Source organism: Actinacidiphila sp. bgisy160, assembly GCF_057707815.1.
Map to the genome: position 1 here is coordinate 169,329 of NZ_JBYIQW010000004.1, position 20,780 is coordinate 190,108.

The following is a 20,780-nucleotide window of genomic DNA, read 5'->3' on the forward strand; positions in this document are numbered from 1 at the left end:
GGACGGCCGGGCCGGAGTCGCTCAGGCGGCGCCGGCTGCCGCGGGCAGCGGTGCCGTGGCCGGCACCGGCAGCGCCGACGGGGCCGGCAGGGTGGCCGGCGCGGGGACGGCGACGGGCGCGACGGATGTCCCGGGCTTCGCCGTGTCGAGCTTCGTACGGGTGGCACAGCCCTCGCCCCGGCCGAGAAGCGCCTGTATCCGGCGCACGCAGGAACCACAGTCCGTGCCCGCCTTGCAGGCGGAGGCGATCTGGCGAGGGGTGCAGCGGCCGGCGTCCGCATGCTGCTTGACCTGCTCTTCGGTGATGCCGAAGCACGAGCAGACGTACACGCGGTTCCCCTCTCTCCGATCCCGACCTGATGAGGCAAACCTAACCTTACCCGCCGGGCGAGTGGCTGGAAACCGACGAGGGGCGCGGATCGATGTGATCCGCGCCCCTCCGAGCGTCCTTGGCGAACGGCCGCGGCTACTGGCCGCGGTACATCTCCGCCACCAGGAAGGCCAGGTCGAGGGACTGGCTGCGGTTGAGCCGCGGGTCGCAGGCCGTCTCGTAGCGCTGGTGCAGGTCGTCGACGAAGATCTCGTCGCCGCCGCCCACGCACTCGGTCACGTCGTCGCCGGTGAGCTCCACATGGATGCCGCCGGGGTGGGTGCCGAGGCCGTGGTGCACCTCGAAGAAGCCCTTGACCTCGTCGAGCACGTCATCGAAGCGGCGCGTCTTGTGGCCCGAGGCCGCCTCGAAGGTGTTGCCGTGCATCGGGTCGCACACCCAGGCGACCTGCGCGCCCGAGGCGGTGACCTTCTCCACCAGGTTCGGCAGCAGCTCGCGGACCTTGCCGGCGCCCATGCGCGTGATGAAGGTCAGGCGGCCGGGCTCGCGGTCCGGGTCCAGCCGGTCGATCAGCGCCAGCGCTTCCTCGGGCGTGGTCGTCGGGCCGAGCTTCACACCGAGCGGGTTGCGGATCCTCGAGGCGAACTCGACGTGCGCGTGGTCGAGCTGACGGGTGCGCTCACCGATCCAGACCATGTGCCCGGACACGTCGTACAGCCGACCGGTGCGCGAGTCCACGCGGGTGAGCGCCGACTCGTAGTCGAGCAGGAGCGCCTCGTGCGAGGCGTAGAACTCGACGGTCTTGAACTCCTCCGGGTCCGCGCCGCAGGCGTGCATGAAGTTCAGCGCGCCGTCGATCTCCCGGGCAAGGGCCTCGTATCGCTGCCCGGACGGCGAGGACCGCACGAAGTCCTGGTTCCAGGCGTGCACCTGCCGCAGGTCGGCGTAACCGCCGGTGGTGAAGGCCCGTACGAGGTTGAGCGTCGCGGCGGACGCGTTGTACATGCGCTTGAGCCGCTCCGGGTCCGGCACACGGGCCGCCTCGGTGAACTCGAAGCCGTTGACCGAGTCACCGCGGTAGGTGGGGAGGGTCACCCCGTCCCGGGTCTCCGTCGGCTTCGAACGCGGCTTGCTGTACTGACCGGCGATCCGGCCCACCTTCACGACCGGCACGGACGCGGCGTAGGTGAGGACGGCGCCCATCTGCAGCAGCGTCTTCAGCTTGCTGCGGATCTGGTCGGCCCCGATCTGGTCGAAGGCCTCCGCGCAGTCCCCGCCCTGCAGCAGGAACGCCTCACCACGGGCCACGGCCCCCAGGCGGTCGCGCAGCTGGTCGCACTCGCCTGCGAAGACGAGCGGCGGATACGACTCGAGGTCCGCGATCACTTCGCGCAGAGCCTCGGGGTCGGGGTACTCAGGCTGCTGCGCCGCGGGCAGTGAGCGCCAGGTCTGGCGCCCGGCGTGGGTTTCAGCGTTCACGGTCACAAAGCCCACATTACGTGGTCGTGTCCGTTCCTTTGCGCATCGGACCAGAGGATGAGACGACGGGGTGAACCGCGCGGATCCCTTTTCGAGGCGCCCGGAGCGGCTCGACGGCCCGGGAGGGGCGCGCCCGCCCGGCCCGTGCACCGGCGCAACCCGGCGCGCGGCAACGGCGCGTCCGGCCCGCCCCCAGCCGCGGAGTCCACCCAGTGAGACGACCCTCAGCCGGGACATACGCTCGGCGCACCCCACGCCGAAGCCGGGACAGAAGGGGGCCGCCGCCATGCCGACGCCGTCCGGGACGTTCACCTACGTGGCACCGGACGACATCCGCGCCGCCGTCGTCCGGCCGGGCGCGGCGGGCCGGGCCGTGCGGTCGCCGGACGACTTCCGGGAGTGGCTGGAGGGCACCGGCACTGCCGAACGCGAGGAGCCCTTCACCTACGTAGTCGGCCCCGGCAGCACGCTCCTGCTGGCACCGCGCCGCAGCGAGCCCGTGGCGTGCGCCGGGGCCGGGCCCGTGCTCGCCGCCGGGGAGATCGCGTTCGCCGTACGGGAGGACGGCGGGTGGGAGGTGAGCGAGGTCGGCAATCAGTCGACCGGCTACTGCCCCGACCCCGAAGCGTCCTGGCCGGCCCTGGCGGCTGCCCTCGACCGCGCCGGGCTCGCCCGCCCCGGGTGGTTCACGCAGGCGGTCGTCTTCCGGCACTGCCCCCGCTGCGGCGAGCGCAGCCTCGTCAAGGACGGCGACTTCACATGTGCCCTGCGCGACGCGCCGCTTCCGCGGCGACCCGGCCGCTGAGGACGAGCGCCCAGCTCAGGCAGCCCAGCGCACCCGTGCACAGGAGCGTGCGCACCAGGTTCCAGCGGACCCAGGCCGCCTCGAACCGCTCGCGCACGGCGGCGATGTCTGCGAGGCGTGCGGGGTCGCCCGCCGCGTCCAGCCGGTCGTTCAGCGGAATGCTGACGCCGAAGGTGACGACGAGCACCGCCAGGTAGAGCACGATCGCGGCGATCACCCAAGGGAGCGGGCCGCGCTCGCCGTCGCGCGGGCAGAGCGCCACCGCGGCGGCGCACAGCAGCAGCGAACCACCGAAGGCCAGCAGGAACCAGCCGTTCTGGATGGCGACGTTGATGCGCTGCATCGCGTCGACGAGCGTGCGGTCGGCCGCCCTGGCCAGACCCGGCATGACGGCGACGGAGAAGGCGAAGAAGAGCCCGGCCATGAGGCCGACGGCGACGGTGGCCGCGACGAGGACGGCGTCTCGGGAAGTCATGCGCCCAGTGAAGCCACGCCCGGTGAGACGGAACATGGCCCGGACGCTCGACCCCATGCGCGAGCGTCCACGCGGACCCCTGGAAAACCAGATGCGGCACCGGCAGGGAGCGGGATACCGTGCGGCACATGGGTTGCACCTACTGCATCAGGCTGCGCCGGGCATAGCCGCGGCGCTCTTCGCCGCGGCATCGGGTCCACCGTCGGAACCTCTTATGTCGCGGAGTGCACACCCATGCCTCACCACCGGTCCATGGTGGGTGGCCGGCACGAGCTCGGCCAGAACTTCCTCACCGACCGCACCGTCATCGCCTCCATCGAGGCCCTCGTCGCCGCCACCAGCGGGCCCATCGTCGAGATCGGCCCCGGCGACGGGGCGCTGACCCTGCCCCTCAGCCGCACCGGCCGTCCCCTCACGGCCGTCGAGACCGACCCCCGGCGCGCACAGCGCCTGCAGCGGCGGCTCCCGCGCGGCACGCACGTCGTCAACACCGATGTCCTGCGCTACCGCTTCCCGCGCGAGCCGCACGTGATCGTCGGCAACCTGCCCTTCCACCTGACGACCACCATCATGCGGCGGATCCTCGCCGCCGACCGGTGGGAGTCCGCGGTGCTGCTCGTCCAGTGGGAGGTCGCCCGCCGCCGGGCCGGCGTCGGCGGCGCCAGCATGCTCACCGCCTCCTGGTGGCCCTGGTACGACTTCACCCTCCACTCCCGCGTCCCCGCGCGCGCCTTCCGCCCGGCGCCCTCGGTCGACGGCGGCCTGCTCAGCATGGGCCGGCGCCCGGAGCCACTCGTCCCGGGCGACCGGCGCGCCTACCAGGCCTTCGTCCAGCGGGTGTTCACCGGCCCGGGCCGCGGTCTGCGCGAAGTCCTCACCCGCACCGGCCACTTCGACCGGGCGGCGCTGCGCGACTGGCTCCGCGCCGAGCGCGTCCCCCCGTACGCCCTCCCCAAGGACCTCTCGGCCGAGCAGTGGGCGTCCCTGTGGCGACTGGTGCGGTGAGCCAACCCGGCGGGAGGGGCGGCTACAGCCGTTCGATCCCGCCGAGGTCGATGTCCACGGCGAACGGCACGGACACCTTGAGACGTTCGTGGTGGATGCCGGTGGCGACGTAGGTCCCGGTGGCCGGCTCCCGTTCGAAGACGTAGACGACGGGGAGCCGGCCCTCGCCCTTCTCGACCCGCCAGAAGTGCGGGATGCCCGCCTCGGCGTACAACTGCGGCTTGCGCTTGCGGTCCCGTTCCTCGGAGTCCGGCGAGACGACCTCGACGACCAGCACGGCGTCGGCCGCCTGGTACCCCGTCTCGTCGGCCCCGTCGCTCGCGGCCTCGGCCCGCACCAGGACGAGGTCCGGCTCGGGCCGGTTGCGCCGGTTCAGGACGACGCTCATCTCCCGCCGCACCCGCAGGGTCTCGGGGGCCGCCGCCCGCAGGCCCTGCTCCAGCAGGTACATGGCCAGCGAGTGGAAACTCTTCTGCGGGCTCACGAAAACCAGGCTCCCGTCGATCAACTCCGTGTGCGGCGGGAGGTCGGGAATGCGGTCCAGGTCGTCCGAGGTGAAGCCGCCACGCGGCGGAATCGCCCAGGCCGGCAGCGGTTCGGCGGTCATGGTTCCTCCCATGGACGGGATTCTGGACGCATCCCCGAGCGTACCGGGGCAGTACCTCACCGCGATGCCCCGAAAGCGTGAGACACCGCCGCCGCGTCGTGAGCCGATGCGTTAGGGTGCGGAACATGTACGCAGAGCAGACGCACCTGCAGTGGTGGTGGACCGCGGATCCGGCGGCCCACTAGCAGCGCGTACGCACAGGCAGACGCTCAGGCCGCCCGAGGGGCGGCCTTCGGTGTTTCTGCGGCCGTCCCTTCCCTCGCCGAAGACCGGAAGGAACCGCCGTGGAGAACCACGATTCCCGCACCGCACCCTCCGCCGCCGCGCTCGTCGAACGGCTGCTGGACCCCGCGTGCCCACCCTTCGCGCTGCTCAGGCGCAGAACGCCGGGCCGGTACGCGGACACCGTCGAAGTGCTGCTCGGCCCGGTCGGGACGGCGGAGCGGCTGACGGACGTCGCGCTGCCGACCGGGGCCCCGGAGGCGGCGCGGCCGACGGTGGACGCGCTGGCTCTGGTGCCGTACCGGCAGATCAGGGAGCGCGGCTTCGACGTCCGCGACGACGGGGCGCCGCTGGTCGTGCTCCGCCCCCGGGAGACGTACGAGCTGCCGCTGCCCGAGCTCATGGCGGCCCTGCCCGGGCACGCGGTGCGCGTCCAGGGCGGGGCCTTCGACGTCGACGACGACACGTACGCCGGGATCGTGGAGCGTGTCATCGAGGACGAGATCGGCCGCGGCGAGGGCGCGAACTTCGTCATCCGGCGCACCTTCCGCGGCGAGATCCCCGGCTTCGGGGCGGCGGACGCGCTCGCGCTGTTCCGCGGGCTGCTCGACGGCGAGCGCGGCGCCTACTGGACGTTCGTGGTGCGCACGCCCGAGCGCACCCTGGTCGGCGCGAGCCCCGAGGTGCACGTGCGGATGGCGGGGGGCACGGTCGTCATGAACCCGATCAGCGGCACCTACCGCTACCCCGCTCAGGGGCCGGACGCGGCGGGCCTGCTCGCCTTCCTGCGAGACGCCAAGGAGGTGGAGGAGCTGACGATGGTGGTCGACGAGGAACTGAAGATGATGTGCACCGTCGGCGACCTCGGCGGCGTCGTCGTCGGCCCGCGCCTGAAGGAGATGGCACATCTGGCGCACACCGAGTACGAGCTGCGCGGCCGCAGCACCATGGACGTGCGGGACGTGTTGCGCGAGACGATGTTCGCCGCGACGGTCACCGGGTCGCCGGTGCAGAACGCCTGCCGGGTGATCGAGCGGTACGAGCCCGGCGGCCGCGGCTACTACGCGGGCGCGCTGGCACTGATCGGCCGGGACGCGGGCGGCGCGCAGACCCTGGACTCCCCCATCCTGATCCGCACCGCGGACGTCGACGCCGCGGGCGGGCTGAAGGTCCCGGTGGGCGCGACGCTGGTGCGGCGCTCCGACCCGTACGCGGAGGTCGCCGAGACGCACGCCAAGGCGGCGGCCGTGCTGGCCGCCCTCGGGGTGCGGCCGGGGCGGGAGCCGCGGCCGGCGGCGGAGCGGCCGCGGCTCGGCGACGACATCCGGGTGCGGGCCGCACTGGACGGGCGCCGCAGGAACCTCGCGCCCTTCTGGCTGCGGATGCGGACCGCGGAGCAGCCCCGCACGCTGACCGGGCACGCCCTGGTGGTGGACGGCGAGGACACCTTCACCGCGATGCTCGCACACGTTCTGCGGTCGTCCGGGCCGGAGGTCACCGTGCGCCGCTTCGACGAGCCGGGTCTGCGCGAGGCCGCCCTCGCCCACCGCGGCCCGGTCGTCCTCGGACCGGGCCCGGGCGATCCGTCCGACACCCACGACCCCAAGATGGTCTTGCTGCGCGGCCTCGCCGCCGAGCTGGTGCGCGGCCACCGGCACGGACTGCTCGGCGTCTGCCTCGGCCACGAGCTGATCGCCGCCGAGCTCGGCCTCGACATCGTCCGCAAGGACGTCCCCTTCCAGGGCGCGCAGACACCGATCGACCTGTTCGGACGAACGGAGACCGTGGGGTTCTACAACTCCTTCACCGCCCGCTGCGACGACACGACGGCGGAGGAACTGGCCATGCACCGCGTCGAGCTGAGCCGCGACCGGGCCACCGGCGACGTCCACGCCCTGCGCGGCCCGGGCTTCGCGGGCGTCCAGTTCCACCCGGAGTCCGTGCTCAGCCTGAACGGCACGGCGATCGTGGCGGAGCTCTTGGCGGGAGTGACGGTCGCCGGGTAGCCACGGGCGTGGGGGGGGACCGGTGCCGCCGCCGGGCCCTGCGCGGGAAGTGCCCGCGCAGGGGTCGAGTCGTACGTCGGCGCGACCGTCCTCGCCGGGCCCGCCGACGCGTCTGCACCCCGACGGGTCTGCACCCCCGGCGCGTCAGACGGCCGCCGCGGGGAACTGGTGCGTCCGCGGGGTGACCGCGCGGGGCCGGCGGGGGCGGGCGGCCGGGACCGGGTCGGGTACGGACTCGGGGACGGGCGACAGGAGCGGGCCGACGAGGCCCAGCACCGCCGCCACCATCTCCGGGCCCTCGTTCGTGCCGTCCACCACCAGATCGGCCAGCGCCCGGGAGGGCGCGACGTGGGCGACGTGCCGCTCCCGGCCGCTTTGCAGATAGTTCAGCAGGGACAGCCGCGGGTCCTGCCGCTGGACCTCGATCTTGCGCAGGATCTTGCGGGCCAGCCGGACGTCGTCGGGGGCGTCCACGTACACCCGCCAGTCCGCCCGTTCCCGTACCGACGGCAGCGTCAGGGCGAACAGGCCCTCGACCACCACGAGGCGCACGCCGGGCCGGGCCAGCGCCGCGTCGATCGCGGCGCTGACGGCGGCCTCGTCGATGGAGCCGGGATGGTTCCAGTCGAGGATGGCGTGCCCGGCGGCGCTGACCGTCCACACGCCCCTGAGGGGATCGTGCGCGGGCACGTAGTAGTCGTCCAGATGGACCAGTGCGATGCTCTCGGGACACTGCAGCGACAGGGCCTCGGCAAGGGTGGACTTGCCGGATGCGGTGCCGCCTGCGACCGCCAGTACACCCGTCATGCCGGGCGCTCCTCATGTGCTCAAGGGGGATAAACGAAGCGGCCGGACAAGCCGGGTGCAGGGAATGTACGGCCGCGTGATCGCCCATGGCAAGCGGTGAAAGCGCAGACGGCGCCGAGGAAACGCGGTGTTTACCCGAAGAAGACGCCTGCCTCCGTGTAGAGGCGCGGATCGACCGTCTTGAGCTGGGTCGTCGCGTCGCGGAGCGGAACGCGGACGATGTCCGTGCCACGCAGTGCGACCATCTTGCCCCAGTCCTGATCGCGGACCGCGTCGATGGCGTGCAGGCCGAAGCGGGTGGCGAGCCAGCGGTCGAAGGCGCTGGGGGTGCCGCCGCGCTGGATGTGGCCGAGGACGGTGGTACGGGCCTCCTTGCCGGTGCGCCGCTCGATCTCCTTGGCGAGCCACTCGCCGACACCGGAGAGCCGTACGTGGCCGAAGGAGTCGAGCGACTGGTCCTTCAGCACCATGTCGCCGTCCTTGGGCATGGCGCCTTCGGCGACCACGACGATGGGTGCGTAGCGGATCTTGAAGCGGCTCTCCACCCAGGCGCAGACCTGGTCGACGTCGAAGCGCTGCTCGGGGATGAGGATGGCGTTGGCCCCGCCGGCGAGGCCGGAGTGGAGGGCGATCCAGCCGGCGTGGCGGCCCATCACCTCGACGACGAGGACGCGCATGTGCGACTCGGCGGTGGTGTGGAGGCGGTCGATGGCCTCGGTGGCGATGTTGACGGCGGTGTCGAAACCGAAGGTGTAGTCGGTGGCCGCCAGGTCGTTGTCGATGGTCTTGGGTACGCCGACGCAGGGGACGCCGTACTCGTCCGACAGGGCGGTGGCGACGCCAAGGGTGTCCTCGCCGCCGATCGCGATGAGTGCGTCGACCTCGTACTTGGCGAGGTTCTCCTTGACGCGCCGCACGCCGTTCTCCGCCTTGAGCGGGTTCGTGCGGGACGAGCCGAGGATGGTGCCCCCGCGCGGGAGGATGCCGCGCACCGCGGGGATGTCGAGCGGCACGGTGTCGCCCTTGAGGGGGCCGTGCCAGCCGTCCCTGAAACCGGTGAACTCGTATCCGTACTCCTGGACACCCTTGCGCACGATGGCACGGATGACCGCGTTGAGCCCGGGGCAGTCTCCGCCGCCGGTCAGCACGCCAACTCGCATGATCCATCCCTTCCCGTTCGCACCTTTTGCCTGCGCCCACGACGCTAGCGTGACCGGCGTCACAGGTGGGATGGGCCGTTCGGTGAAATCCCTTGATCTACGGGGATGTTGGCGCGCCGATTTCACCCTTCCGGGCGGCGCGCGGCGCGGGGCCGGGCGCCCCCGGGACGGCGTCGGGGCTACTCCTCGTCCAGTCCTCGTTCGATGGCGTAGCGGACGAGTTCGACGCGGTTGTGCAGCTGGAGCTTGCCGAGGGTGTTCTGGACGTGGTTCTGGACGGTGCGGTGGGAGATGACCAGCCGTTCGGCGATCTGCTTGTAGCTGAGTCCCTTGGCGACAAGCCGCAGGACCTCGGTCTCGCGGTCGGTGAGCCGGGGTGCCTCGGGCGTGTCGGCCGCGGCGGGGGCGGGGTCGGAGGCGAGGCGGCGGTACTCGCCGAGGACGAGGCCGGCGAGGCCGGGGGTGAAGACCGGGTCGCCGACGGCGGTGCGCCGGACGGCGTCGAGGAGTTCCTCGCGGCCGGCGGATTTCAGCAGGTAGCCGGTGGCACCGGACTTCACGGCCTCCAGGACGTCCGCGTGCTCGCCGCTGGCGGACAGCACCAGCACCCGCAGGGCGGGGTTGTCGGCGATGACGTCCTTGCAGACCTGGACGCCGGACAGGCCGGGGAGGTTGAGATCGAGGACGAGCACCTCGGGCATGGCCGCCTTGGCGCGCCGCACCGCCTCCGGTCCGTCGCCGGCGGTGGCGACCACCACGTATCCGGCCTCGGTGAGGTCGCGGGCGACCGCGTCCCGCCACATGGGGTGGTCGTCGACCACCATCACCTTCACGGCCATGACCCCAATCTCCTCCCTCACTTGACGAGCCTCAACTCGACTTCTGTCCCCTGCCCGGGCACCGACACCAACTCCGCCGTGCCGCCGAGGTCCCGGAGCCGGCCGCGGATGGACTGGGCGACCCCGAGCCTGCCCTCGGCCTCGGCGGCGGCGAGGCGGCCCTCGGGGATGCCGGGGCCGTCGTCGCGGACGCTGACCAGCACGGCCCCGGGTTCGTCCTCGACGAGGATCCAGGCGTGTGCGTCCTCTCCGGCGTGCCGGCGGACGTTCTCCAGGGCGGCGCCCACGGCGGCGGTGAGCTCGCGTGCGGCGCGGGCCGGGAGGAGGACGGGGGTGCCGGGGGCGGAGACGGTGACCCGGGCGCTGCCGTACGGGGCGAGCAGCCCGCGCAGGTCGCGGGGCGCGTCGGCGTCCTCGCCGGCGGCTTCGGCGTCGGTGCCGTCGCGGGGGGACGGCAGGGCGGCGTCGGTGACCAGGGCGCGCAGGGCCGCCTCCTGCTCTCCCGCCATGCGGCCAAGGGCCTCGGCCTCGCCGCCGATCTCGGCGCCGCGCCGCTGCACCATGGCGAGCACCTGCAGCACGTTGTCGTGGATGTCGCGGGCCAGCCGCTCCCGCTCGCGGGTGGCGGCCTCGATCTGCAGGGCGCGGGCGAGGGTGCGTTCGCTGGCGCGGGCGACCTCGACGACGTATCCGATGGCGATGCTGGCGATGGCGACCAGCAGCACATTGTGGAGGGTGTCGCGGGCCGGGGCGCCGCGTTCGACGATGTTGGCGCCGCCGACGAGGCAGGAGGCGGCGGCGGCCCAGCGCCAGCCGCCCTTGATGGCGAAGGCGAGCACGGAGCCGGCGGTCCAGATCGACGGCAGGGTGGGGCCGCCGTCGAGGATGCGCTGGTGCGCCTCGACGAGCGGGGTGATGAGGATGCCGGTGAGCGCGACGGCGAGGTCGGCGATGAGGAAGGGCCTGGTGCAGCGCTGGGGCGAGCTCACCTTGCCGATGGTGGCCAGCGTCCACACGGCGAGCACCGTCAGGTAGGCCGCGCCCGCCAGGGGGTGCGCGTGCTCGTGGTAGGCGACGGCGTAGAGCCCTATGGCGTAGGCGGCGGTCAGCACCCGGTAGCCGGTGAGGGCGCGCCACAGCGGCTGCTCGACGGACATGCGTGTGACGCGTGCGGGCCGCGCCGCGGCGGGCGCGGCGGTTCTCCGCCCGGTCGCGCCGGTCTTCTCCCCGGCCATGGGCCGTCCCCCCCGTTTCCCCCCGGGCGCGTCCGGCTAGGACTCGCCGTGCTGCTGTTCCTTCTTCGCCGCCTCGGCGATCTGCCGCTTGGCGGCGGTCGCGTAGATGTCCACGTACTCCTGGCCGGAGAGCTTCATGATCTCGTACATCACCTCGTCGGTGACCGAGCGCAGGATGAAGCGGTCGTGCTCCATGCCCATGTAGCGGCTGAAGTCCAGCGGCTTGCCGATCCGGATGCCGGGGCGCATCAGCTTGGGCATGACCTGGCCGGGCGGCTGGATCTTCTCCGTGTCGATCATGGCGACCGGGATCACGGGCGCGCCGGTGGCGAGCGCGATGCGGGCCAGTCCGCCGGGCTTGCCGCGGTAGAGGCGGCCGTCGGGCGAGCGGGTGCCCTCGGGGTAGATGCCGAAGAGCTCGCCCGCCTCGATGACCTTTATCCCGCTTTTGATCGCGGCCTCACCGGCGCCGCGCGCTCCGGAGCGGTCCACGGGGAGCTGGCCGACGCCCTTGAAGAAGGCGGCGGTGAGCTTGCCCTTGATGCCGGGTGTGGTGAAGTACTCGGCCTTGGCGATGAAGGTGACCTTGCGGTCGAGCACGGCGGGCAGGAAGAAGGAGTCCGAGAAGGACAGGTGGTTGCTCGCCAGGATCGCCGGTCCCTGCTTGGGGATGTGCTCGAGGCCCTCCACCCACGGCCGGAACGCGGCTCGCAGGGGATGGCCGATGGCGATCTTCATCACGCCGTACAACAACCGATGACCTCCTGTGTCTGACGGGAAGACCATAACGCCAGATCCGCCGGTGCTCTCCCCCGGTGTCGGCCGTCCGCGTACTGTGAGGTATTGCTTTTCGCGCATTCCACCGAACAGGAGACGTACGGTGCCGCTGATGCCCGGAGCCGAGCCCTACCGCCAGGACGGCGGTGAGGTCGGCGTGCTGCTGTGCCACGGATTCACCGGCACGCCGCAGTCCATGCGGCCGTGGGCCGAGTACCTCGCCGAGCGGGGCCTGACCGTGTCCGCACCGCTGCTGCCGGGGCACGGCACGCGCTGGCAGGACATGCAGCTGACGGGCTGGGAGGACTGGTACGCGGAGGTGGACCGGGAATTCCGCGCACTGTCCGAACGCTGTGACCGCGTGTTTGTCTTCGGAATGTCGATGGGCGGGGCCCTGACCCTGCGGCTGGCCGCGCAGCACGGCGCCGCGGTCAGCGGTATCGCCCTGGTCAACCCCTCGGTCAAGGCCGACAGCCATCGGCTGAAGGCCGTCCCCCTCCTGCGCCACTTCGTGCCCTCCGTGCCGGGCATCGTGAGCGACATCGCCAAGGAGGGCTCGGAGGAGGTCGGCTACGACCGCACCCCGCTGCGGGCGGTGCACTCGCTGAGCCGTTTCTGGAAGCTGGTCCGGCACGAGCTGCCGCAGGTGACGCAGCCGCTCCTGCTGCTGCACAGCCGGGTCGACCACGTGGTGCACCCGTCGAACTCGGCGGTCGTGCTGAGCCGGGTGTCGTCGGCGGACGTCACGGAGACGGTGCTGGAGCGCAGCTACCACGTCGCGACGCTGGACCATGACGCGGAGACGGTCTTCGAGGAGTCGTACGCCTTCGTCGAGCGCCTGTCGGGTGCGGGGGAGCGGGCGGACAAGGAGGACGCCGCCAGTGGCTGAGCCCGAGGAGGAGCGTCGGCAGGTGCCGGAGGGCGGCGAGCCGGAGCGCACGCCGCTGGACGAGGAGTCGGCGTGGGCCGAGCTCGTCGCGGCGTACGAGAAGGACCCCGAGCCCGGGACGGGCTCCTGGCCCGCGGCCGAGGACGTCCCGGCGGCGGACCGGGACGGCAAGGGCGAGGCCGACCGGGAAGGCGGCGAGGGCACGGCGGACCCGTCCGCACTGCCCTCGGCGCCGGACGCGACGCGCATCGTCATCCACCCCGTGCTGTCCGGTCCGCGTGACTACGAACTGGACGAGGACGAGGACGAGGGCCACTACGAGCCGCCGGAGCCGCCGCCGCTGCCGGAGGCGGACGTGACGACGAAGTTCGCCTGGCTCGCCGCCGTGGGCGGGCCGCTGCTGATCTTCGGTTTCGTCCTCTTTCAGGAGCCGATGCCGTGGTGGGCACTCACGGTCGGCGTCGGCGGTTTCCTCGGCGGCTTCGCCACCCTGGTGACGCGGATGCGTCCGGGCGGCGACGAGGACGACGACCTGCCGGGCGGCGGCGCCGTCGTCTGACCGGCGCCACGTACTGCTCTCGTCCGGGACCGGAGGCCCGGCAGCCGGACGGTCGGCGACCGTTCCATGCAGCGGTCCTGAGGCCGCGCCGTCATCGGGCGGAGGCGGGCACCCTGAGGGCGGCCAGGACCGGGAGGTGGTCCGTGGCCGCCCGCAGGTCGTACGGGGTGACGCCGGGCAGGCCGTGCGGGACGCCGCAGCCGAGGACCTCGATACCCGGGGTCGTGAAGATCGCGTCGATCCGCTGGTGCGGGTCCTCGGGGGTGGAGGTGTACTCGCCGCCCCAGGGCCGGACCGCCCAGGCGTCCTGCAGGTCGTCGGCGAGCCGGCGGAAGGTCCTGCCGTGGGGGCGGTCGTTGAGGTCGCCGCCGACGACCGCGTGCGGCTCGCCCATGGCGGCGAGCCGGTCGAGCAGCATGCCGCCCTGCTCGTAGCGTTCGCGCGCGTGGAGCGAGAGGTGGCAGCTGACGACGGACAGGCGGGCGCCGCCGACGCGCACGACGGCGGTGGCGAAGCCACGCCGGTGCAGGCCGGGGGTGCGGGGCAGCAGGACGTCCTCGGCGCGTTCCACGTGTACCCGCAGGGAGGACAGCACGAGGGGGCCGGTGGCGGTGGCCCCGCCGGTGACGGCGACCAGTCCGCAGGCGCGGGAGAGACGGGCGACGGCCTTGCGCCAGCGGAAGAAGCGCGGGGCCTCCTGGATCAGCGCGACGTCGGGGTCGCAGGCGCGGATCACCCGGGCGAGCGCCGCGGTGTCGTCCCGCATCGAGCGGATGTTGTAGCTCAGCACGCGGACGACGGCGGAGCCGTCCGGCTCGGTACGGGACGCCGGCAGCTCCGGCGGCGGGCCCTGGCTCACGGGGTCACTGTAGCGGCGCCCCGGTCGGGCGCGACGGCGGGACGGCCCCGTGCGTGTGGTCGGTGCCGAGGCTCGCGCACCGCTGTCGCGACGGCGTCGACGACTCCGTCGGAGGTCTGCGGGGTCGCCGCCTTCACCTCCGCGCGGGCGGAGTTCGCCGGGGACCACCGGTTGCGTCGCCGAGGTGCGGCTGAGCGCCACGAGGTCGGGCGAGGCGGCCTGCGGGGCCGGCACGGATCCGCTCGACGGCGCCCGGGACGTCGCCCGGGACGGCGCCCGCGAACTCGCCCGTCCGCTCGCCGAAGTCGCCGCGAAGCACGGCGCAGCCCGGGTGCGCACCCACACGGCCGCGCATCCGCCGCGCCCGGGAAGGGCGGGTGCCCCCGTTGCTCCTGGGCGGGAGCGACGGGGGCACCGGATGCCGTGCGGGTGACCGCCGGGGGGCTAGCCCTGGCGGGCGAGGTCGGCCGCGCCGACCAGGCCGGCCTTGCCGCCGAGCTGGGCGGCGAGGACCTGGGCGTGCGGGCGGTACTGACCGCCGACCAGCCAGCGGCGGAAGGACTTGCGGATGGGCTCGAGGACGAGCTCGCCCTCGTCGGAGACACCGCCGCCGACGATGAAGGCGGAGGGGTCGAAGAGCGAGGCCAGGTCGGCGAGGCCGGCGCCGGCCCAGCGGGCCAGCTCGCGGAAGGAGTCGACGGCGACCTTGTCGCCCTCGCGCGCGGCCCGGCTGATGTGCTGGCCCTGGATGCCCTCGGGCGTGCCGTCGCCGAACGACAGCAGCAGCGCGGCGTTCTCCGGCTGGGCGACGGCCCGCTGCTTGGCGTACCGCACCAGCGCCCGGCCGGAGGCGTACTGCTCCCAGCAGCCCTGGCTGCCACAGCCGCAGAGCAGACCGTCCGGCACCATGCGGATGTGGCCGAACTCGCCGGCCACGCCGAAGCGGCCGCGGCGCAGCTTGTTGCCGATGATGATGCCGCCGCCGAGCCCGGTGCCCAGGGTGATGCAGATGACGTCCTCGTGGCCCTGTCCCGCGCCGAAGCGGTACTCGCCCCAGGCCGCGGCGTTGGCGTCGTTCTCGACCACGACGGGCAGGCCGACGCGCTGTTCGACCTTGTCCTTCAGCGGCTCGTGGCGCCACCGGATGTTGGGCGCGAAGAGCACGGTGGCGCGCTTGTCGTCGACGTAGCCGGCGGCGCCGATGCCGACGGCCTCGACCGTGTGGTTGGCGCTGACGTCGTGCACCGCTGTCGCGATGGCATCGACGACGCCCCCGGAGGTCTGCGGGGTCGGCACCTTGACGATCTCGAGAATCGCGCCTTCCTCGTCGACCACGCCGGCCGCGATCTTCGTGCCGCCGATGTCGACGCCGATGGTGAGTCCCATGTATCCCTCAGTATTCGGTCGAGCCCCGCTGCGTCCAACCGTACCGGAGGGCGACCCGCGCCCTGTTCGGGCCCGATGTTCCTCCCGGGTCCGCGTCGCGCCGTTCAGTCCAGGTCGATGCGTTCGCTGGGCGGGGTGTCACCGCCGGAGGTCCAGCGGCGTTCCTGTCCGCTCACCGCCGCGCGGTAGGCGGCCAGGAGTTCGGCGCCCGCGGCGGCGAGGTGGTCGAAGACCTCGGGGTTGCGCTCGACGATCGGCTCGACGGCCTGCTTGACCTGCGAGATCAGCCCCTGCGCGGCCATCTCCGCGGCAGGGCCGCGAAGCATCGACAACCGGTCGGTGACGGCTTCCGCGAGACGCCTCAGCTCCTCGCCGGCGCTGCCGGCGGTCTGGCCGCTCTGCTGCCGTCGGCGGGCGTTCTCCGCGGCGATGTCCTCCGCGCTCGCCTTGGCCCAGGCGTCGGAATCGGTGTCGGGGCGGCCCGCGCGGTCCGTGGATTCGCTCATGGTGGCTCCGTAAGGCTCCGGCTTGGTACCAACGACGGTACCCGAACGGGGGCGGCGCTTTCAGTGCTCAGCGGGGCCAAAGACCGGGATCCGGGGCGAACCGGACCTGCAGCGCGCCGTCACGGAGCGCGGCACCGGCCACGGTGCAGCGGCGCAGCGCGGAGGGCAGCGGGAGGATGCGGCGGTATCCCTCGGCGTCGACGACGAGTTCGTCGCCGCGGCGTACGAGGTCGACGGTGTCGCGTGTCGCGCCCGGCAGCGGCAGCCGCCACAGCAAGTGGCCCTCGGCGGCGAGCCGGTCCTCGGTGGTCCACGGCTGCGCGGCGGGGCCCTCGGGCACCTCGGCCGGCGGCAGGGCGGCGAGCCGGGCGAGGTCCTCGGCGCCGCGTGGTTCCCGGCCGAGGTGCGGCAGTTCGTGGAGCGCGGTGGGCGTGCCGGCCAGTTCCGCGCGCAGGGCGCGCACTTCCTTGCGGCGGTGGCCGGCGAGTTCGGCGAGCCAGGGGTCCGGGGAATCGGCGGGCAGCAGCCGGTTGGCGACGACGGCTTCGAGGCGGTGGCCGTACAGGGCCAGTCCGGTGCGGGCCCGGCGCACGGCGTCGGCGGCGTGGGTGCCGGGGGCCACGACGAGCCGGACGGTCGTGGCGGAGTCCTCGATCACTGCCTGGGCGGTGGCCAGTTCCCGGTCGACGCGGGCGGCCGCCTCGTAGGCCCAGGCACCGGGCGCGGGCACGCCCGCGAGCTGGGCGAGGACGGGGCGCAGGGCGCGGGCGGCCTGCCGCTCCTGGGGAACCAGCCGGGCGATGTAGCGGCGCAGTTGCGCGGGGAGCGCGAGTGCGGCCAGGGCGTCGTGGACCGGCGGGAGGTCGACGACCACGAGGTCCCAGCCGCCGGCGGTGTCCCGCAGGGCGCGCAGCAGTGCGAAGGCGTCGGCGCCGGGGAGTTCGGTCAGCTCCTCGGGGTCCAGCGGGGCCGCGCCGAGCAGGTCGAGCAGGGACCCGAGGCGTTCCTGGACGGCCCCGGCGTCGGCTCGGAAGGCGGCGGCCGCGTCGATGCGCGCGGCCCACAGGCCGGGGACGGACGCGACGGGGGCGATGGGCAGGGCTGCGGTTTCGTCCGTCCGCGGAGCGCCCTCACCCCCGGCCGGGGCGGGCACCGGGCCCAGCACCCTGTCGAGGGAGGCGTCACGGTCGGCGGAGAGCAGCAGCACGCGCCGCCCGGGCGTGCTCGCGGCCACGGCCGTGGCGGCGGCGACCGTCGTGCGCCCGGCGCCGCCCGTGCCGGTGACCAGGAGCGTGCGCACGTCAGCCCTGGGACTCGACGCGCTTCTTCAGGCCGGCGAGGGCGCGGTCGATGATGACCTTCTCGGCCTTACGCTTGATCATGCCGAGCATGGGGATCTTGACGTCGACGGTCAGCTGGTAGGTGACCTCGGTGCGCTTGCCGTCCTCGATGGGGGCCAGGACGTAGGCGCCGTCCAGGGTGCGCAGCATCTGGGACTTGACCAGGGTCCAGCGGACCTCGTTGTCTCCGACCCAGGTGTAGGCGAGGGTGTGGTCGTCCTTGATGGCGCCCGCGTCCAGGAGGAGCCGGACCTGCTCGGCGCGGCCGTCACCGCCGGCCGAGAGGATCTCGGCCTCCTTCACCTCGCCGGTCCACTCCGGGTACCGGGCGAAGTCGGCGATGACGCCCATGACATCGGCCGGGGCCGCGTCGATCGTGATGCTCGACCTGGTGTGTTCCGCCATCGCCGTGGCCCCTCCGGGACGTCGCGTCGTACCTGCTGTCGTATGTCTGCTGGTGAAGGCTACCGCCTGGTCGGGCGGCCGGAGACCGCCGGGGCGGTCACCAGTGCAGTGCCCACGGCGTTCGGGTGGAGTTGAAGTGACCGACGTTGACGCATTCGGTCGCCCCCAGGCGCATCCGCCGTACGAGCGGCTGGTGGACGTGGCCGAAGAGGGCGTAGCGGGGCCGGACCCGGCGGATCGCCTCGAGCAGGGCCTCGCTGCCGCGTTCGAGACGCCGGGCGACGGTGTCGTAGCAGAGCTCGGGAACGGCCGGCGGGATGTGCGAGCACAGCACGTCGACCTCGCCGAGGGCCTCCACCTTGGCGGCGTACGTCTCGTCGTCGATCTCGTACGGGGTGCGGTAGGGGGTGCGCAGCCCGCCGCCGACGAAGCCGAAGACCAGACCGCCGATCTCGGTGGTGGTGCCGTCGAGCACGGTGGTGCCGGGCCGGGCGTACTCCGGCCAGAGCGCGGGGATGTCGACGTTGCCGTAGGTGGCGTACGTCGGGGTGGGGAACGCGGCGAACAGCTCGGCGTACTGCCGCCGCACGGCGGACTCGATGGCGGTGCGCCGGTCGGTGCCGAGCCCCGCCCACAGTTCGCGGTCGAGGGCGCGGGCCTCGTCCCAGCGCAGGGCGGTGCGCAGGCCGACCATGCGGGAGGTGTTCTCGGCGCCGAAGAGGTCGGGGAAGATGCCCTGGGAGTGGTCGGCGTAGTCGAGGAAGAGGATCAGGTCGCCGAGGCAGATCAGCGCGTCGGCGCCGTCCCCGGCCCTGGCGAGGGCCTCGGAGGCACCGTGGACGTCACTGACGACATGGACCCGCATGACGATCACTGTAGGACGCGCCGGGCGGGGTTGGGGAGGGCACACCGGGGCCCCTGTTACCTGCGGGTCACCAGGGGCCTCGACTACGCTTCCGACCAGTGGATCCGCACTGTGCCGCGGCGGGCGTCCGGCGTGTGACGACGATGTGACACACAAAACATCTACACGGCACCCCTACCGGAGAAGCTTTACCGGTGGGTAACGTCCAGGCCGACCGTTCCACGCTCAACCATGCAGTGGACGCAGCCAGCACCGCCGCCGGCGCCGATGAGGAGCAGCAGTTTTGCGCGAGTTCAGCCTTCCGGCCCTGTACGAGGTCCCCGCGGACGGGAATCTGACGGATCTCATCCGCCGCAACGCCGCTCAGCATCCCGACGTTCCCGTCATCGCCCGGAAGACCGCGGCCGGCGACTGGGCGGACGTGACCGCGACCGCCTTCCTGGCCGAGGTCCGTACCGCCGCCAAGGGCCTGATCGCCTCCGGCGTGCAGCCCGGCGACCGGGTGGCCCTGATCTCCCGCACCCGGTACGAGTGGACCCTCTTCGACTTCGCCATCTGGAGCGCGGGCGCGGTGACCGTCCCGGTCTACGAGACCTCCTCCGCCGAGCAGATCGAGTGGATCCTCGGCGACTCCGGGGCCGTCGCCGCCGTGGTGGAGAGCGAGGCCCACGAGAAGTCCGTGGAGTCGGTGCGCGACCGCCTGCCGCACCTCAAGCACGTGTGGCGGATCGAGGCGGGCGCCGTGGAGACCCTCGGCGCGGCCGGCACGGACGTCGCCGAGGCGACGGTGGACGAGCGCGGTGCCTGGGCCAAGGCCGACTCCCCCGCCACCATCGTCTACACCTCGGGCACCACCGGTCGCCCCAAGGGCTGCGTGCTCACGCACCGCGCGTTCTTCGCCGAGTGCGGCAACGTCGTGGAACGCCTGAGGCCGCTCTTCCGCACCGGCGACTCCTCGATCCTGCTCTTCCTGCCGCTCGCGCACGTCTTCGGCCGGCTGGTCGAGGTCGCCAGCATCATGGCCCCGATCAAGCTCGGGCACGTCAGCGACATCAAGAACCTCACCGGCGAACTGGCCGCCTTCCGCCCGACGCTGCTGCTGGGCGTGCCGCGGGTCTTCGAGAAGGTCTACAACTCCGCACGCGCCCAGGCGCAGGCCGGCGGCAAGGGGAAGATCTTCGACAAGGCCACCGACGTGGCGATCGAGTACAGTCGCGCGCTGGACTCGGCCGGTGGCCCCTCGCTCGGCCTGAAGTTCCGGCACAAGGTCTTCGACCGGCTGGTCTACAGCAAGTTGCGCGCCGTGCTCGGCGGCCGCGCCGAGTACTCGATCTCCGGCGGGGCTCCGCTGGGCGAGCGGCTGGGACACTTCTACCGCGGCATCGGCTTCACGGTGCTGGAGGGCTACGGCCTGACCGAGTCCTGTGCGGCCACCGCCTTCAACCCCTGGGACCGCACCAAGATCGGCACTGTCGGCCAGCCGCTGCCTGGTTCCACGGTCCGCATCGCCGACGACGGCGAGGTCCTGCTCCACGGCGAGCACCTGTTCTCCGGCTACTGGAACAACCAGGCGGCCACCACCGAGGCCGTCACCGACGGCTGGTTCCACACCGGCGACATCGGGACGCTGGACGAGGACGGCTACATCACCATCACCGGCCGCAAGAAGGAGATCATCGTCACCGCGGGCGGCAAGAACGTCGCCCCGGCCGTGATCGAGGACCGGATCCGCGCCCACGCGCTGGTCGCCGAGTGCATGGTGGTCGGCGACGGCAAGCCCTTCATCGGGGCGCTGGTCACCCTGGACGAGGAGTTCCTGCCGCGCTGGGCCGAGCAGCACGGCAAGTCCGGCCGCACCGTCGCGGATCTGCGCGAGGACCCGGAGCTGCTGGCCGAGGTGCAGTCGGCGGTCGACGAGGGCAACGCCGCGGTGTCCAAGGCTGAGGCGGTCAAGAAGTTCCGTGTTCTGGCGACGCAGTTCACGGAGAAGTCCGGTCACGTGACGCCCTCGCTGAAGCTGAAGCGCAACGTGGTGCTGCGGGACTTCGCGGACGAGATCGCCGCGATCTACGGCAAGTGAACCCTCCCCGCACGGGCCTGACAGGCCCTCACTCACGTTGACGGTGGCCGCCGTACGCCTTGGGCGTGCGGCGGCCACCGGCGTTCCCGGGTGATGCCGTCCTGGGCCAGGACCCTGGCGATGGTGCGCTCGGCCGGGGCGGT

The 20,780-nt window shown here is 72.9% G+C and carries 21 protein-coding genes; 6 read left to right on the forward strand and 15 right to left on the reverse strand.

The features are described 5' to 3' along the window. Positions 1-21 precede the first annotated feature (21 nt). Both AC3EUJ_RS06440 and AC3EUJ_RS06445 read right to left on the reverse strand, forming a co-directional pair. Positions 22-330, reverse strand: coding sequence for a (2Fe-2S)-binding protein (locus AC3EUJ_RS06440; protein ID WP_431959990.1), 309 nt, complete (start codon positions 328-330; stop codon positions 22-24). Between the two features lie 136 nt (positions 331-466). Beyond that, positions 467-1,816 carry a class II 3-deoxy-7-phosphoheptulonate synthase gene (locus AC3EUJ_RS06445; RefSeq protein WP_431959991.1) on the reverse strand — a complete coding sequence of 450 codons (1,350 nt, stop codon included), beginning with the start codon at positions 1,814-1,816 and terminating at the stop codon, positions 467-469. A gap of 280 nt (positions 1,817-2,096) precedes the next feature. On the opposite strand from AC3EUJ_RS06445, the gene AC3EUJ_RS06450 reads away from it, so the two are divergent. After that, on the forward strand, positions 2,097-2,615 hold the full coding sequence (locus AC3EUJ_RS06450) for a hypothetical protein (protein ID WP_431959992.1): 519 nt from the start codon (positions 2,097-2,099) through the stop codon (positions 2,613-2,615). Here AC3EUJ_RS06450 and AC3EUJ_RS06455 read toward each other — a convergent pair. After that, positions 2,566-3,090, reverse strand: coding sequence for an anthrone oxygenase family protein (locus AC3EUJ_RS06455; protein ID WP_431959993.1), 525 nt, complete (start codon positions 3,088-3,090; stop codon positions 2,566-2,568). The genes AC3EUJ_RS06450 and AC3EUJ_RS06455 overlap by 50 nt on opposite strands. Positions 3,091-3,342: 252 nt before the next feature. Here AC3EUJ_RS06455 and erm point away from each other — a divergent pair, with 252 nt between their 5' ends. Beyond that, positions 3,343-4,095, forward strand: a complete 753-nt coding sequence (gene erm / locus AC3EUJ_RS06460) for a 23S ribosomal RNA methyltransferase Erm (RefSeq protein WP_431960040.1) — start codon at positions 3,343-3,345, stop codon at positions 4,093-4,095. Between the two features lie 22 nt (positions 4,096-4,117). On the opposite strand, the gene AC3EUJ_RS06465 is transcribed toward erm, so the two are convergent. Further along, a complete protein-coding gene (locus AC3EUJ_RS06465; protein ID WP_431960041.1) occupies positions 4,118-4,702 on the reverse strand; it encodes a Uma2 family endonuclease in 585 nt (194 codons plus the stop codon). Between the two features lie 284 nt (positions 4,703-4,986). Between AC3EUJ_RS06465 and AC3EUJ_RS06470 the strand changes: the two genes are divergently transcribed. Continuing rightward, positions 4,987-6,930 (forward strand): anthranilate synthase family protein, encoded by a 1,944-nt coding sequence (locus tag AC3EUJ_RS06470; RefSeq protein WP_431959995.1) that lies wholly within the window; start codon positions 4,987-4,989, stop codon positions 6,928-6,930. A gap of 144 nt (positions 6,931-7,074) precedes the next feature. Here the strand turns inward: AC3EUJ_RS06470 and AC3EUJ_RS06475 are convergent, their stop codons facing one another. The 5 genes from AC3EUJ_RS06475 to AC3EUJ_RS06495 form a co-directional block, all read right to left on the reverse strand. Beyond that, the gene (locus tag AC3EUJ_RS06475; RefSeq protein WP_431959996.1) at positions 7,075-7,737 is read right to left on the reverse strand and encodes a uridine kinase family protein; all 663 of its coding nucleotides are present in this window, start codon (positions 7,735-7,737) and stop codon (positions 7,075-7,077) included. A gap of 131 nt (positions 7,738-7,868) precedes the next feature. Then, positions 7,869-8,897 carry a 6-phosphofructokinase gene (locus AC3EUJ_RS06480; RefSeq protein ID WP_431959997.1) on the reverse strand — a complete coding sequence of 343 codons (1,029 nt, stop codon included), beginning with the start codon at positions 8,895-8,897 and terminating at the stop codon, positions 7,869-7,871. A 179-nt stretch (positions 8,898-9,076) separates the two neighbouring features. Further along, positions 9,077-9,736 carry a response regulator gene (locus AC3EUJ_RS06485; RefSeq protein ID WP_431959998.1) on the reverse strand — a complete coding sequence of 220 codons (660 nt, stop codon included), beginning with the start codon at positions 9,734-9,736 and terminating at the stop codon, positions 9,077-9,079. A gap of 17 nt (positions 9,737-9,753) precedes the next feature. Next, positions 9,754-10,893 carry a MacS family sensor histidine kinase gene (macS, locus tag AC3EUJ_RS06490; protein ID WP_431959999.1) on the reverse strand — a complete coding sequence of 380 codons (1,140 nt, stop codon included), beginning with the start codon at positions 10,891-10,893 and terminating at the stop codon, positions 9,754-9,756. Positions 10,894-11,007: 114 nt separating this feature from the next. Continuing rightward, positions 11,008-11,724, reverse strand: coding sequence for a lysophospholipid acyltransferase family protein (locus tag AC3EUJ_RS06495; protein WP_431960000.1), 717 nt, complete (start codon positions 11,722-11,724; stop codon positions 11,008-11,010). 127 nt (positions 11,725-11,851) lie between these two features. Between AC3EUJ_RS06495 and AC3EUJ_RS06500 the strand changes: the two genes are divergently transcribed. Then, positions 11,852-12,637 (forward strand): alpha/beta hydrolase, encoded by a 786-nt coding sequence (locus AC3EUJ_RS06500; protein WP_431960001.1) that lies wholly within the window; start codon positions 11,852-11,854, stop codon positions 12,635-12,637. After that, on the forward strand, positions 12,630-13,196 hold the full coding sequence (locus AC3EUJ_RS06505) for a hypothetical protein (protein ID WP_431960002.1): 567 nt from the start codon (positions 12,630-12,632) through the stop codon (positions 13,194-13,196). The genes AC3EUJ_RS06500 and AC3EUJ_RS06505 overlap by 8 nt, the downstream gene beginning before the upstream one ends. Before the next feature lie 91 nt (positions 13,197-13,287). On the opposite strand, the gene AC3EUJ_RS06510 is transcribed toward AC3EUJ_RS06505, so the two are convergent. From AC3EUJ_RS06510 to AC3EUJ_RS06535, 6 genes are all read right to left on the reverse strand, one after another. Beyond that, entirely contained in the window at positions 13,288-14,055 is a 768-nt protein-coding gene (locus tag AC3EUJ_RS06510) for an endonuclease/exonuclease/phosphatase family protein (protein ID WP_431960003.1), read from the reverse strand. Between the two features lie 444 nt (positions 14,056-14,499). Further along, a complete protein-coding gene (locus AC3EUJ_RS06515) occupies positions 14,500-15,441 on the reverse strand; it encodes an ROK family glucokinase (protein WP_431960004.1) in 942 nt (313 codons plus the stop codon). 104 nt (positions 15,442-15,545) lie between these two features. After that, entirely contained in the window at positions 15,546-15,947 is a 402-nt protein-coding gene (locus AC3EUJ_RS06520; RefSeq protein ID WP_431960005.1) for a DUF5304 family protein, read from the reverse strand. 67 nt (positions 15,948-16,014) lie between these two features. Next, complete coding sequence (locus tag AC3EUJ_RS06525; RefSeq protein WP_431960006.1) at positions 16,015-17,247, reverse strand: ArsA family ATPase; 1,233 nt, start codon at positions 17,245-17,247, stop codon at positions 16,015-16,017. A gap of 1 nt (position 17,248) precedes the next feature. After that, positions 17,249-17,692, reverse strand: coding sequence for an SRPBCC family protein (locus AC3EUJ_RS06530; RefSeq protein ID WP_431960007.1), 444 nt, complete (start codon positions 17,690-17,692; stop codon positions 17,249-17,251). A 97-nt stretch (positions 17,693-17,789) separates the two neighbouring features. Then, on the reverse strand, positions 17,790-18,557 hold the full coding sequence (locus tag AC3EUJ_RS06535; protein ID WP_431960008.1) for a metallophosphoesterase family protein: 768 nt from the start codon (positions 18,555-18,557) through the stop codon (positions 17,790-17,792). Positions 18,558-18,840: 283 nt separating this feature from the next. Here AC3EUJ_RS06535 and AC3EUJ_RS06540 point away from each other — a divergent pair, with 283 nt between their 5' ends. Continuing rightward, the gene (locus tag AC3EUJ_RS06540) at positions 18,841-20,637 is read left to right on the forward strand and encodes an AMP-dependent synthetase/ligase (RefSeq protein ID WP_431960009.1); all 1,797 of its coding nucleotides are present in this window, start codon (positions 18,841-18,843) and stop codon (positions 20,635-20,637) included. Positions 20,638-20,780 lie beyond the last annotated feature (143 nt).

What these genes read in the sequence shown, in the direction of transcription:
- AC3EUJ_RS06450 (WP_431959992.1), top strand. Translation starts at nt 2,097, where the DNA reads ATGCCGACGCCGTCCGGGACGTTCACCTACGTGGCACCGGACGACATC.
- AC3EUJ_RS06455 (WP_431959993.1), bottom strand. Translation starts at nt 3,090, where the DNA reads ATGACTTCCCGAGACGCCGTCCTCGTCGCGGCCACCGTCGCCGTCGGC.
- erm (WP_431960040.1), top strand. Translation starts at nt 3,343, where the DNA reads ATGGTGGGTGGCCGGCACGAGCTCGGCCAGAACTTCCTCACCGACCGC.
- AC3EUJ_RS06465 (WP_431960041.1), bottom strand. Translation starts at nt 4,702, where the DNA reads ATGACCGCCGAACCGCTGCCGGCCTGGGCGATTCCGCCGCGTGGCGGC.
- AC3EUJ_RS06475 (WP_431959996.1), bottom strand. Translation starts at nt 7,737, where the DNA reads ATGACGGGTGTACTGGCGGTCGCAGGCGGCACCGCATCCGGCAAGTCC.
- AC3EUJ_RS06480 (WP_431959997.1), bottom strand. Translation starts at nt 8,897, where the DNA reads ATGCGAGTTGGCGTGCTGACCGGCGGCGGAGACTGCCCCGGGCTCAAC.
- AC3EUJ_RS06485 (WP_431959998.1), bottom strand. Translation starts at nt 9,736, where the DNA reads ATGGCCGTGAAGGTGATGGTGGTCGACGACCACCCCATGTGGCGGGAC.
- macS (WP_431959999.1), bottom strand. Translation starts at nt 10,893, where the DNA reads ATGTCCGTCGAGCAGCCGCTGTGGCGCGCCCTCACCGGCTACCGGGTG.
- AC3EUJ_RS06515 (WP_431960004.1), bottom strand. Translation starts at nt 15,441, where the DNA reads ATGGGACTCACCATCGGCGTCGACATCGGCGGCACGAAGATCGCGGCC.
- AC3EUJ_RS06520 (WP_431960005.1), bottom strand. Translation starts at nt 15,947, where the DNA reads ATGAGCGAATCCACGGACCGCGCGGGCCGCCCCGACACCGATTCCGAC.
- AC3EUJ_RS06530 (WP_431960007.1), bottom strand. Translation starts at nt 17,692, where the DNA reads ATGGCGGAACACACCAGGTCGAGCATCACGATCGACGCGGCCCCGGCC.
- AC3EUJ_RS06535 (WP_431960008.1), bottom strand. Translation starts at nt 18,557, where the DNA reads ATGCGGGTCCATGTCGTCAGTGACGTCCACGGTGCCTCCGAGGCCCTC.